This is a genomic window from Mesonia mobilis DSM 19841 (genome assembly GCF_000423405.1).
GTDB classification, from domain to species: Bacteria; Bacteroidota; Bacteroidia; order Flavobacteriales; family Flavobacteriaceae; genus Mesonia; species Mesonia mobilis.
Genome location: NZ_AUHX01000007.1, coordinates 59,852 through 73,123 on the forward strand (window position 1 = coordinate 59,852; position 13,272 = coordinate 73,123).

Consider the following 13,272-nt stretch of genomic DNA (forward strand, 5'->3'; position numbering starts at 1 on the left):
TTTCACTAACTTTATTTGGTAATGAAGTTAGTGAATCATCCTCTTTTATTCATTACCCCACTATTTATTATCGGTATTGTTTTAGGATTTCAGTATTGGATTTCACTAAATAAAACCGCTATCGTGTTATGCATTTGCTTTTTCATTTTCACCACGAGCTATTGCTACGGAAAAACTAAATTACTTCCTCAATTTTCACACACGATAATTACCGGTCTTACTATTGTTACTGTGGGTTTTGCGACAACGCAATTTCAGCGGATAGAAAATAGAAATCATCATTACATTCATCAAAATTTAGAAGAAGATGTATTTATTGAAGGTGAAATTTTAGAAAAGCTCAAACCAAACCGTTACTACAACAACTATGTTTTAGAGTTGAAAACACTTCAACAAAAATCTGTTGAAGGTGAAGTTTTATTTTCGATACAACGAGATACTAGCAAACAAGAATTAGCCGTTGGCGATCATTTATTGCTGAAAGAAAAACTGACCGATGTATTTGCTCCGCTGAATCCTTATCAATTTAACTATCAGGATTACCTTAAAAAACGAAAGATCTTTAAACAAGCTCGAAGTAATTCAAAGGGGATAAAAGTTCTTAAAGTTGAAGAATTTTCATTTCAACAATTTGCCGAAAGAGCTCGAAAACAAATTATCGAGCAATTAAATAAAAGCGGTTTGAGTAAAGATCAAATCGACTTGACTTCGGCTCTACTTTTAGGTCAGAAAAAAGAATTGAGCAAAGATATTTACAATGATTTTACCAATGCGGGAGTCGTACATATTTTAGCTGTTTCGGGTTTGCACGTTGGTATTATTCTCATATTCCTGAACTTGATATTTAGACCTCTTCGAAAATTTAAATTTGGGAAATGGGCAGCGTATATATGTAGTCTCATTTGTATTTGGGCTTTTGCGTTATTGGTGGGATTCTCGCCATCGGTTATCCGAGCGGCTTTAATGTTCTCTTTTCTTAACGCCGGTTTAATCTTCAACAAAAAAGCTTCGACCTTTAATATGCTTTGCCTTTCGGCTATTTTGATGCTTTTATGGGATGCTTATTTGATCTTTTCTGTAGGTTTTCAAATGAGCTATTTAGCAGTTTTGGGGATTATTAGCTTTCAACCGCTTATCAAGAAACGCTTCTATATTAAAAACAGAGGCGGCAGGTATTTTTTCGATATTTTAACGGTAAGTTTCTGCGCACAATTAGGCGTAACACCATTAATTTTTCTTTATTTTCACAAATTCCCAAGTTTGTTTTTAGTAACTAATCTATTAATTATCCCTTGGCTAATGTTATTATTTTTCATCGGGATTTTAGTGATTATTTTTGCGCTACTTCAAATTGAATTCTCTTTACTTTATGAGTTCTATGGAAGTTTATTAGACGCACTACTTTGGATCATTCATCTTGTTGCCAATAGAGAGAGTTTCCTCTTTCAAAATATCTTTTTTACCTCAAAAATGATGTTAGCTTTCTATGGCGTTATCCTCTTTGTTTTTGCATTCGTGAAGTATTTTCAGAAAGCATTATTATACTTCATTTTAATTTCAATACTTAGCTTTCAATTGATCTATGCTTTTGAATATTATCAAGTTCATAAACAAAATAAATTCTACATTCTTCATCAAAGTAGAACGACCGTTTTAGCTGAAAAATCTGGATATCAATTAAATGTTTATGCAAAAAACACCACTAAAATTCAAAAGCTAAAGTTCCTAGAGAATTTTAAAACTGAATTAGCGATTAAAGACATGAAAAAACTTCCGCAGAAAAATTTCTATGGAATTAATGAAACTAAAAACTTATTGGTGATCGATAGTTTAGGAGTTTACAAGATCCCTAAAAACGTGAAAGCTGACTATATTTTGCTGACTAATTCCCCAAAAATAAATTTAGACCGTGTACTTGAAAGTCTAAAACCTCAGCAAATTATTGTCGATGGTAGTAATTATTTTTCGTACGTAAAACGCTGGAAAGAAACGTGTATAAAAAAGAAAGTCCCTTTTCACTTCACAGGCAAAAAGGGAGCTTTCATCATTGATTATTGAACATCTTAGCACATTTTCAACATCAAAATTTTTATATTATTCAAACGAACCTTCGAAGTTGGCTTCGTATTCTTTCCAAGCTTCGGCGGTCGTTAAGTCTTTGTAATCGTCGTTAGCGATCATTTTTAAATAGATCTCTAGATCTTTTGGGGTGTGATAACCGGTAATCGGCGCAATAACGTCAGATTTTTCATCGAAAAACACCATACTCGGGTATCCTGAAACTTTTAGCGCATGAGCAAATAAATGCTGAGCGTTTCTACCTTTACGATCGGGATCGTGGTTAGGATTGGTATAAACAAAATCTTGATAATCGATCTCTTCGGTACCTTCAGCATCAAACTTTACAGCGTAAAAGTTTTCATTGATAAACTCAACCACATCTTCGTTATGAAAAGTGTTCTTATCTAATAACTTGCAAGGACCGCACCAAGTCGTGTACACATCCATAAAAATTTTCTTTGGCTCCTTTTTTTGTGCAGCCAAAGCTTCATTCATACTCATCCACTCAATTTCCTGAGCGCTAACAGTTAGTGTCGCTATTAGGAAGACTATGGTAAATAAACTTTTTTTCATATTTAAAAGATTTCAAAAACCGCTCAAAGCCAGTTCTTTATTAATCAACGATTTAAACTTTAACTTTATTATCGAACGCCGTGCATTAGTTTTTTAAGTACAGGATTTAGCAAGAATACTAAAATACCTGCTACCGCCGGCACAATGGTAAAAATTAAAAAGAAAGTTGATAAGTTATATTCTTTGGTAATGTTTTCAATTTGACCTCCTAAAACAGCTGCTAATTTGTTACCTATAGCAATAGCTAAATACCACATACCGAACATAAGTGCAATCATTCTCGCTGGGACTAATTTACTTACATACGAGAGTCCCACTGGAGATAGACATAATTCACCCAAGGTATGGAATAAGTATGCTAAAATTAACCAGATCATACTCACCTTCATAGTTCCTGAAACACCATTAGAACCCCAAGCTAACAAGCCGAAACCAATTGCCATAATAATAAGTCCTAAGGCATATTTTGTTGCGGCGGAAGGATTGTATTTGCTCTCCCACCATTTTGAGAATAAGGAGGCAAAAACAATGATAAAGAATGAATTTAATATACTAAACCAAGAAACCGTGATTTCTACTTGATTGTCTTTTACTTCTGTAACGGTTGCTTTAATAATTCGGTTATCATTCTTTTCTAGTTTTTCTGCATTAGCGACGGCTAACTCCATTCGGCTTTCATCTAAATAACCAAATGCCGTTTCTTCATTATTCTTGGTGATGATATTCACCGTATCACCAACTTTGAAACTAAGGGGTTCTGCAATAGAAACTTTTCGATCTACAACATTTACTCCATCTTGAACAATCGTTTGATCTGAAATTGCTTGATAGGCAACAACATCATTTCCTTCTTCATCTTGACTAGTTGTTTCTATCGCTTGATAAGTAACATCGTAAGCTACAGTATTGAAATCTCGCTGAATCATCCAGCCTACTAAAACCCACATAAATAAGAAGCAAATCACCAATACAATATTTGAACCCGGTATTTTTTTGAAGGTTTTCTTCCATAGTAAAAATAAAACCCAAGAAATAATTATTAATGGAATTACGGTTAATAGCGTATTAACGATGTTATAAATAATCGCTGAATTTCCAGTTAAAGCACGATCTACGTTATCTCTGGCGAATAGCACTAAAGAAGATGCCCCTTGCTCGAACGACAACCAGAAGAATACGGTAAAAAAAGCAAAGATGATAAAGGCGAACATTCGGTCTCGAACCACTGGAGTATAGCGTAAAATTCGACCAATTACCAATATTAAGAATAAAAATAAACCAAAAAGCACAGCTACATATTGACCCTCTAATCCGCCTATTTCAAATGCTGAAAAAATATCTAATCCTGCAATTTTTGACATCGGGTCGTTGATAGCGTAACCTAAACCGATAGCTGAACACAAAACAATTAATACCTTATCTAAGATAGTAAATGGGTTTTGCTTTTCAACTTCAGCATCTTGTTCACTCTCTTGAATTACCTCTTTTGTCTTTTCTGGCTTCGCTCCAATTTTTCCAAATAGGTTTCCTGAGAACCAAAATTGTAATGTTCCTAAAAACATAAAGATTCCTGCAAGACCGAAACCATATGACCAGCCGATTTTTTCAGCTAAATAACCACAAAGCATCATTCCGAAGAAAGCTCCTGCATTAACTCCCATATAAAAAATGGTATAAGCACCGTCTTTCTTTTCTTCATTTCCTTTATACATTTCTGAAATGATCGAAGTAATATTCGGCTTAAAGAAACCTGTACCGATTACCAATAGTGCTAAACCTACATATAAAGAAAGTTCTGTTTCTAAAGCCATAGAAGCGTGACCTAAGGTCATTATAATTGCTCCTATAATCACTGCCCAACGATAACCGGTGAGTTTATCGGCAATAATACCTCCTAAAATTGGAGTAATGTAAAGTAACATGGCATATGTACCGAAAAGTGCCCCGGCATTTTCAGCAGACCATTCCCAACCCGGGTTGTAGCCAATAGCTGCCATGGTTAAGAAATTAACCAATAGAACGCGCATCCCATAAAATGAAAAACGTTCCCACATTTCAGTAAAGAAAAGTACAAATAAACCTCCCGGATGCCCTAAAACTTTATCTTTAAAAAGATTCTCTATATCTGTATTCATCGATGTATTTAATAATTAAATATTTTCTTCTATTTCGTAGGGTTCGTTGTCTTCAACATTATCTAATTTTCGCTCTTTATCTTCAGCTCCGTGAGTTAAACGTTTCAATGGTTTTAAGATCGCGATTACCAATAAACCGAAGATCACGGTAAAAATGGTGATCCCTAAGAAAATGGTTTGCTCTCCTACTTCTTCTGAACCTTCACCTAATAGACCGGCTACTTTATTTCCTAAACCTGTTGCAGCAAAGTAAACTCCCATCATTAATGAAGCATATCTTACCGGTGCTAATTTGGTAATGAATGATAAAGCTACCGGTGAAGCACAAAGTTCTCCCAACGTATGAAATAAATAGGCTAAAACTAACCAATACATTGCTGAGCTACCTTCACTTTCAAACTCCATCGCAGCGAATACCATAAATACAAAACCAAGACCCATAACGATCACACCAACTGCCATTTTAAATAGTGAAGAAGCTTCGTGACCTTTAAGTTTTCTTTTCGCCCAAAAACCTGCTACAATCGTTGCAAAGATGATAATGAATGCTGCATTTAAACCTTGAAACATGGCTGCCGGAATTTCATAACCTAATAAAACGCGATCGGTTTTTTCTTGGGTATAAATATTCATTAAACCTCCTGCTTGCTCGAATGCTCCCCAGAATACGATCACAATTAAAAATGAAAGCAATAAGACTAAGTATCTGTCTTTATTCACTTTTAATTCTAAATCTTTGTAGATCATCATCATTAAAGCAGTAATTGCTGAAAGGAAAATAAATAAAAGTCCGTAAGACCAACCTAACTCGTACCAACCATAAGCCGACAATGCTAATAAAATCCCTGTCACTCCTAATTGAACCGGAGAATTAAAAAGATCTTTATATAAGGTAGGAATAGAAACCTCGTTCGGATCTTTTTCTGTTGCTTGATTACCAACGTGTGTTAAGAACTTTTGTCCCCAAATATAAACCACAAGACCAATTAACATTGCAATACCGGCTAAACCAAAACCGTAATGCCAACCATATTCTTTAGCTACGATCGCTACAGAAGTGGTTGCTAATAAAGAACCGAGGTTAATACCAATATAAAATATACTAAAACCTTTATCTCTTCGAATATCACCTTCTTGATACAAACCTCCTACTAAAGTAGAAACATTTGGTTTTAATAAACCAACACCTAATACTACTAAACCTAAACCGGTGTAAAATGCCCAATCTTGTTCAATAGCTAGAACACCGTGACCAAAACACAGAATAATTGCACCATATAGCACCGATTTTTTCTGACCGATGAGTTTATCGGCGATCATCCCTCCAGGGATCGACATTACATAAACCAACATCGTATACCAACCATAAAGTGCTAAAGCTTCTCCTTTATCCCAACCTAAACCGGGATTGGCTTCTGTAGTTTTTGCTACCATATAAAGGGTTAAGATGGCTCGCATTCCGTAGTAACTGAAACGCTCCCACATTTCTGTTAAAAACAAAATATAAAGTCCTACCGGATGCCCAAAAAGCTCTCTTTTATGAGCAGGTACTGTTTGTGATGTCATATTTTAGGGTTTATGATTTTATAAATTTTCTTTAATGAAGTTGGTCATTTTTGTGTAAAGGTGAAGTCTTGTATTCCCTCCGTAAATTCCGTGATTTTTATCTGGATAAATTGCCCAGTCAAATTGTTTGTTGGCTTGCACTAACGCTTCTACCATTTGCATGGTGTTTTGCACGTGAACATTATCATCACCACTACCGTGAATTAATAAGAAGTCACCTTTTAAACCTTCTACGTGATTGATCGGTGAATTGTTATCGTAACCAGAAGCGTTTTCTTGTGGCGTGGTCATATATCTTTCAGTATAAATGCTGTCGTAAAATCTCCAGCTGGTTACCGGTGCGACAGCGATCGCCATCGAGAAAGTATCGTTGCCTTGAAAAATACAGTTAGAAGACATAAAACCTCCGTAACTCCAGCCCCAAATCCCGATTCTATCGGCATCTATATAAGCTCTTTCGCCTAATTTTTTAGCGGCATCGATCTGGTCTTCTACTTCAAACTTACCAAGTTCTTTTTGCGTTACTTTCTTAAAGTCTGCTCCTTTAAAACCGGTACCGCGACCATCTACACAAACCACAATATATCCTTGTTGCGCTAATAATTGATACCAATAATCGTTCGAGCTATTGAAAGTGTTTGAAACTGACTGTGAACCCGGACCTGAATATTGGTACATAAACAACGGATACTTTTTTGTTTCATCGAAATCTTGTGGTTTGATCATCCACATATTTAACTCGTTTCCGTTTACTTCAATGGTTGAAAATTCTTTTTTAGAGAAATTATAAGGTTTCAACTTTTCTAATAAAGCCTTATTGTCTTTAATAGCTCTTACTTTTTTTCCGTTTCGAGCTTTGTGAAGTGTAAACTCGTACGGAATTGTAGCGCTGGTGTAAGAATTGATGAAATACGTAAAGTCTGCACTAAAATCGGCATCGTTCGTTCCGCGCTTTTGCGTTAACTGCACTTTGTTTTTACCATTGGCTCTAACTGAAAACACATCACGGTTAATGCTTCCGTTTTCGGTGCTTTGAAAATAAATTCTTCCGGTTTTAGCATCAAAACCATAATATTGAGTCACTTCCCAATTTCCTTCAGTTACTTGATCTAATAATTTTCCGGTTTTACTGTAATGGTAAATATGATTCCACCCGTCTTTTTCACTGGTCCAAATAAAACTGTTATCGTTTAAAAATGTAAGGTTATCGGTCACATCTACGTAAGCTTCGTCGGTTTCATTTAAAACAACTTCAGCAGTATTTTTTTCAGCATTCACAAAAATTAGATCCAAATTGTTTTGGTGTCTGTTCATTGCTTGCACGCTTAACACCTCAGGATCGTTGGTCCATTTAATTCTTGGGATGTATTCGTAAGATTTTTCTAGGTTGACTACGGAAGTATTTCCAGCCTCAAGATCGAATAAATGAAGCGTCACTACTGAATTTTTCTCGCCGGCTTTAGGATATTTAAACACATCTTGCGTCGGGTATAATTGCTGACCGTAAGTACCGTACATATCCATAGAGAATTCTGGCACTTCTGTTTCATCGAAACGTAAAAAAGCTATTTTATCTCCGTCTTTATTCCAATCGAAAGCTCTTACAAAAGCAAATTCTTCTTCGTAAACCCAATCGGTAACTCCGTTAATAATTTCATTGTCTTTTCCGTCTGAGGTTACTTGCGTGGTTTCACCAGAACTAAGATCTTTTACATAAATATTGTTTTCAAAAACGTAAGCTACTTTACTTGCGTCGGGAGAAAAAGTTGGTTCCTGAATTCTATCTTCAGAGATCTGCGTTAATTTTTCAGAAGAAAAATCGTACACATAATAAACTCCGGTAGTCGAACGTCTAAAAATTGACTGTACTTGCGTAGAAAGAATCACTTTACTTTCATTCTCGCTCAAAGTATAATCTTGAAAAAAGTCTAAACCTTCGATATCGGCAGAACTTATTAAAGTTCTCGTTTTTTCACCAGTTTCGTAACTATACACATCTACATTCATCGTTCTTGTAGCGCGATCGAAGTTTCTTACCGCATACTCTTCACCATTATTTAGCGAACGTAACGACTGTAAGTATTCTTGTCTAAACTCACCACCCCATATTTCTTCTAGTGTAACTTCTTTATTTTGAGCATTTATAAAGCTGGTAGCGACTAAAAAAGCAGCTACAAACAAATGATGTAATTTCATATTTTATAGAGAATTCAATTTTTGAAGGTCAAGTTTACTAAAAAATCGCCAAAAAATAGGCAATATACATGTTAAATACTAAGGTTTTGTTAAAGAGATTCAGTGATTTTGAGTAACTAAACCACAGTTTCTAAGCAGAAGTATTCTGCAATTTTAAACCTGAATCGTATCTTTGCGACTTCAATTTGAATAACTAAAACTCATGAAGCAGGTAAAAGGCTTTTCTAAGCTTAGTAAAGACGAAAAAATAAATTGGCTTACCAAAAATTACTTCAACGATTCTTCTCAAGCTAAACAAACGCTAGAACGTTATTGGAACCAAGATCAAAAGCTGCAAAAACTGCACGATGAGTTTTCCGAAAATACGATCTCTAACTACTATTTACCTTTTGGCATTGCTCCAAATTTTTTAATTAACGATGAGCTTTACACCATCCCGATGGCGATCGAAGAAAGCTCTGTCGTGGCTGCCGCCAGTAATGCTGCCAAATTTTGGTTAGAAAAAGGTGGTTTTAAAGCAGAAGTACTTTCAACCCAAAAAGTAGGTCAGGTTCATTTTACCTCTGCTGCAAATACTGAAAAATTAACTGCGTTTTTTAACGAAGTGCAACCCAAACTTATTGAAGAAGTAAAAGCGATCACTAAAAATATGGAGAAACGCGGTGGCGGAATTTCTTCCATCGAGTTACGTAATAAAACAGCCGATCTAGAAAATTACTATCAAGTGCATTGCACTTTTGAAACGCTAGACGCGATGGGCGCTAATTTCATTAATTCGTGTTTAGAGCAAATTGCTGAAACTTTTACACGTGAAGCTGAAAATTATTTTTCTGCGGAAGAACAGCCGGAAGTTGTCATGAGTATACTTTCTAACTACGTTCCGCAATGTTTGGTGAGAGCTGAAGTATGTTGCCCGGTAGAAGATTTACTGCCGAATAAAGCAGATGCTGAAAAGTTTGCCACAAAGTTCGTCGAAGCCGTTAAAATTGCCAAAATCGAACCTTATCGTGCCGTAACACACAATAAAGGAATTATGAATGGTATCGATGCGGTCGTACTTGCTACCGGAAACGATTTTAGAGCTATTGAAGCTTGCGCTCACGCTTATGCCGCAAAAGACGGAAGCTACAGCAGTTTAACCGATGCTTCGGTAGAAAATGGTGTATTTAAGTTTTGGATGGAAATTCCGTTGGCTTTAGGAACCGTTGGCGGACTTACAAGTCTTCATCCGCTAGTAAAATTAGCTTTAGAAATGCTGCAAAAACCTTCAGCTAAAGAATTAATGAAGATCGTTGCTGTTGCCGGTTTGGCTCAAAATTTTGCTGCTTTACGATCGCTAACCACGGTTGGCATTCAACAAGGACATATGAAAATGCATTTAATGAATATTCTTAACCAATTTGAAGCGAATGAAAATGAGCGCCAACAAGTGATCGAGCATTTTAAAAGCAATACTGTAAGCCATAGCGCAGTGGTAGAAATTATCGAAGGTTTACGTAATGGAAACTAATTATTACAGTCACGGTAAACTTTTACTCACCGCAGAATACTTGGTGTTGGATGGCGCAAAAGCCTTAGCCGTTCCGACAAAAAAAGGTCAGTTTTTAAAGGTTGCCGATGCTGAAAAAAATACGTTAAGCTGGAAAAGTATCGATCATAAAGGAAAAATTTGGTTTGAACAGGAATATGAAATTACTCCGCAGCAATTTCTTCCGAAGAAAAAATTGACTGATGCAAAAGCCAATTTAATTTGTCGTGCTTTACAGAATATTTTGTCGACCCTAAGAACACTTCAACCTGAATTATTTGTAGAAAAAGGTTTTGCTATAACGACAAGTTTAGAATTTCCGCAAGATTGGGGATTGGGATCTTCTTCTACGTTGATCAATAATTTGGCGACTTGGGCAGAGGTGAATCCGTATGAATTGTTGGCCAAAACTTTTGGCGGCAGCGGTTACGATCTGGCTTGCGCAAAGCATTCGAATCCGATTTTATTTCAGCTTCAAAAAAATGAAAATCCATTAGTTGAAGAGGTTGAATTTTCACCTAAATTTAAAGACGAGCTGTTTTTTGTTCATCTAAATCAAAAGCAAAATAGCCGAGAAGGCATACAACATTATCGACAGCAGGATCTAGCAAAGAGGCAAGATTGGATAAAAAAAGTGAATCGAATTACTGCTGAAATTTTAAAAGCTGAAGACATTTCAACTTTTGAAAATCTAATTGATGAACACGAATTTTTACTTTCAGAAATATTAGCCTTGCCAACCGTAAAGCAGCATTTATTTGCCGATTACCCAAGAAGTATTAAAAGTTTGGGCGCTTGGGGCGGCGATTTTATTTTAGCAACCGGTAGCGAAAACGAAAAAAACTACTTTATAAAAAAAGGCTATAAAACTATTCTCGATTATCAAGAAATGGTTTTATAGCCTTTAAGAATTATTCTATTTTATCTCGCTTACTCTTTTACGATTTTCTGAGTGAATAGTTTTCCTTCTGCGGTGGACTACCTAGTAAATTTGGTATAAATTTCTAAGCGACTTTTTTGCACTTATTACTTGAACTTAGACAATTAAAAAAAGCCTAAGTGTTAAACTTAGGCTTTTAAAGTAATTTTATGTTTTTATATTAAAAGAAATCTGAACGATTATCTTCAATTTCTGCAGAGCTTTCTAATGCTTTATTCACTCTGTTTAAAGCGTTAGAAGACCTAGTTATCGTTTCTCTGTCTGCGAAAGTTCTATAAGAATCTAATGATGGGGCTTCATTTTTCTTTATAAGTTCTACTACATAAACACCTTTTTTCCCAGCGATTGGAGAAGATGTTTCTCCTTGTTTTAAACCGAAAGCTGCTCCAACTACTTCTGGTTCGCTAGTTGCTCCCGGTAAAGTTGGATTTTCTAAATTAACTGCATTCGCTGTTTGAATAGAAGTACTTTCACTAGAAGCGATTTCTTGCATACTCTTACCAGCAATTCTTTCTTTAATAATTTCAGCTTGCTTTTTGCTTCTTAAAATAGGCGTTACTTTAGGTGAAGCTTCTTCAACAGATTGAACACCTTTAGCTTTTCTATCGGTTAATTTTGCAACTACGTAACCTGAAGATAAATCGAATCGTTCTACATCTCCCACTTTAGTATCTTCATTAAATGACCATCTAACAATAGCTCTTTGATTACCAAGAGTAGAATTAATGTTCTCTTGCATAGCCTTTAAATTGTTAGCAGTTTTTACACTGTAATTACTTTCTTTTGCTAAAGCTTCAAAATCTCCTTCTTTAGCTTTCATTTCGAACTTAGTAGTTTCTGTATATAGATCGCTAGTTGTCTTTTCTGAAGGTTCGATCTCTACAGCTAATGTAGCTACTTGTACAGCTTTCTGTAGGTTGGTAGCTTCTTCAACCATCACTACGTGAAAACCAATTTGATTTTCTACTACTTCAACAGTTCCTTCTTCATTATTATAAGCAAAATCTTTTACTTCTGGTGTTAGACGAGCGTTAGTGTAACGATTCCAACCTAAATCTCCACCGTTATCTTTTGATCTTGAATCGTCTGAATATTCTGGAGCTAACTCATCATATTTTGCAGCATCTGCTTTAACAACACTAGCTAAGCTATCTGCTAAAGCTTGTGCCTGCTCTTTTGTTCTTGTAAAATCTCCTTGATCGATAGCAGAACCTTGGTAAGAAACTAAGATTCTTCTAAGTTTAACTGAATCTGCAATTTGCTTAACTCCGGTTACTTTAGAATATTTCCAAAAACCATTTTCTTTATAAGGACCGTAAGTTTGACCTTCTTCTAAGTTAAAAATATTATTGGCGTTCTCTGACGGTAATGCAGACTTAAACTTATAGTTACCATCGTATGGCATTTCAGAATTTGAGGTAACAAAAGCTTCTACATCTTGTGTATTGTTGAATTTTGAAATGATATCGTTTAATTCTTCTTTAGCAGAATTTTCATCATCTAAAGATGGCTTCTCTTCAAAATAAACATATTTAATGTTTGTATTCGCTTCTCTTTCGAAACGTTTTTTATGTTTATTGATATATTCTTTGATTTCTTCTTTAGAAACTTCAACATTTCCGGCAGACTCATAAGGAACTTGAACAAATCTTAAATCTACACTTTCACTTTGCATTAAATAAGCTTGCTCTCCTTCAACTAAAGTTGCTCCAACACCAGCTCTAATCATATTATAATAAAGCTGATTTTTAGCTTGAAGCTCAATTTGCTCTTCCATTGCTTTCCACTGCTCATAAGCTTGCGGAGAAGTTGCTTTTAAATTAGCTACATATTCTTCTAAAACGGCAGGATCGAAAATACCGGCTTCGTTAGTAAAGTTAGGATTACCTGCGTAAACCTGCTTTAACGTATTATTAAATTGATCGTCACCAACCAAAATACCAGTTTTTTCTATTTGCTCTTTTAATAAAGCTTCTTGCAAAGTTCTTTGCCAAACTTGATTTACAGCTTCTGTACTTGTAGTACCTCTACCGTTACGTTGGTAATTTTCAACTTTTCTGGCAAACTCTTCACGATTTACATCTTCACCATTGATTGTAGCTACCGTGTTTTGATCTTTTTGACCTGAAAAACCACCAGTTTTAAAAAGATCTGCCAATACAAAAGAAAATAATGCAAGGGCGATAATTACAATTAAGAAAACAGAACGTTGTCTGATTTTATTTAATACTGCCATTTTATATGATTTTTAACTAAATAGTGGGCGAAAATAA

8 protein-coding genes are annotated in these 13,272 nt (G+C 35.3%); 3 read left to right on the forward strand and 5 right to left on the reverse strand.

All coding sequences use genetic code 11. The annotated features are described in order from the left end of the window. The first annotated feature begins 21 nt into the window (after positions 1 to 21). Positions 22 to 2,058, forward strand: coding sequence for a ComEC/Rec2 family competence protein (locus tag G551_RS0107415; protein ID WP_027884969.1), 2,037 nt, complete (start codon positions 22 to 24; stop codon positions 2,056 to 2,058). A 36-nt stretch (positions 2,059 to 2,094) separates the two neighbouring features. Here G551_RS0107415 and G551_RS0107420 read toward each other — a convergent pair whose 3' ends face one another. The 4 genes from G551_RS0107420 to G551_RS0107435 form a co-directional block, all read right to left on the reverse strand. Further along, positions 2,095 to 2,634, reverse strand: coding sequence for a thioredoxin family protein (locus tag G551_RS0107420; RefSeq protein ID WP_027884970.1), 540 nt, complete (start codon positions 2,632 to 2,634; stop codon positions 2,095 to 2,097). A gap of 68 nt (positions 2,635 to 2,702) precedes the next feature. After that, positions 2,703 to 4,769: a peptide MFS transporter gene (locus G551_RS0107425; RefSeq protein ID WP_027884971.1), complete on the reverse strand. Its 2,067-nt coding sequence runs from the start codon at positions 4,767 to 4,769 to the stop codon at positions 2,703 to 2,705. A gap of 15 nt (positions 4,770 to 4,784) precedes the next feature. After that, positions 4,785 to 6,335, reverse strand: a complete 1,551-nt coding sequence (locus G551_RS0107430; protein WP_027884972.1) for a peptide MFS transporter — start codon at positions 6,333 to 6,335, stop codon at positions 4,785 to 4,787. 18 nt (positions 6,336 to 6,353) lie between these two features. Next, the gene (locus G551_RS0107435; protein WP_027884973.1) at positions 6,354 to 8,531 is read right to left on the reverse strand and encodes a S9 family peptidase; all 2,178 of its coding nucleotides are present in this window, start codon (positions 8,529 to 8,531) and stop codon (positions 6,354 to 6,356) included. 202 nt (positions 8,532 to 8,733) lie between these two features. On the opposite strand from G551_RS0107435, the gene G551_RS0107440 reads away from it, so the two are divergent. Both G551_RS0107440 and G551_RS0107445 read left to right on the forward strand, forming a co-directional pair. Then, a complete protein-coding gene (locus tag G551_RS0107440) occupies positions 8,734 to 10,041 on the forward strand; it encodes a hydroxymethylglutaryl-CoA reductase, degradative (RefSeq protein ID WP_027884974.1) in 1,308 nt (435 codons plus the stop codon). Then, complete coding sequence (locus G551_RS0107445; RefSeq protein ID WP_027884975.1) at positions 10,031 to 10,960, forward strand: GYDIA family GHMP kinase; 930 nt, start codon at positions 10,031 to 10,033, stop codon at positions 10,958 to 10,960. Before G551_RS0107440 ends, G551_RS0107445 begins: the two co-directional genes overlap by 11 nt. Before the next feature lie 199 nt (positions 10,961 to 11,159). On the opposite strand, the gene G551_RS0107450 is transcribed toward G551_RS0107445, so the two are convergent. Beyond that, on the reverse strand, positions 11,160 to 13,235 hold the full coding sequence (locus tag G551_RS0107450) for a peptidylprolyl isomerase (protein WP_027884976.1): 2,076 nt from the start codon (positions 13,233 to 13,235) through the stop codon (positions 11,160 to 11,162). Between the last annotated feature and the right edge of the window lie 37 nt (positions 13,236 to 13,272).

What these genes read in the sequence shown, in the direction of transcription:
- G551_RS0107415 (WP_027884969.1), top strand. Translation starts at nt 22, where the DNA reads ATGAAGTTAGTGAATCATCCTCTTTTATTCATTACCCCACTATTTATT.
- G551_RS0107420 (WP_027884970.1), bottom strand. Translation starts at nt 2,634, where the DNA reads ATGAAAAAAAGTTTATTTACCATAGTCTTCCTAATAGCGACACTAACT.
- G551_RS0107425 (WP_027884971.1), bottom strand. Translation starts at nt 4,769, where the DNA reads ATGAATACAGATATAGAGAATCTTTTTAAAGATAAAGTTTTAGGGCAT.
- G551_RS0107430 (WP_027884972.1), bottom strand. Translation starts at nt 6,335, where the DNA reads ATGACATCACAAACAGTACCTGCTCATAAAAGAGAGCTTTTTGGGCAT.
- G551_RS0107435 (WP_027884973.1), bottom strand. Translation starts at nt 8,531, where the DNA reads ATGAAATTACATCATTTGTTTGTAGCTGCTTTTTTAGTCGCTACCAGC.
- G551_RS0107440 (WP_027884974.1), top strand. Translation starts at nt 8,734, where the DNA reads ATGAAGCAGGTAAAAGGCTTTTCTAAGCTTAGTAAAGACGAAAAAATA.
- G551_RS0107445 (WP_027884975.1), top strand. Translation starts at nt 10,031, where the DNA reads ATGGAAACTAATTATTACAGTCACGGTAAACTTTTACTCACCGCAGAA.
- G551_RS0107450 (WP_027884976.1), bottom strand. Translation starts at nt 13,235, where the DNA reads ATGGCAGTATTAAATAAAATCAGACAACGTTCTGTTTTCTTAATTGTA.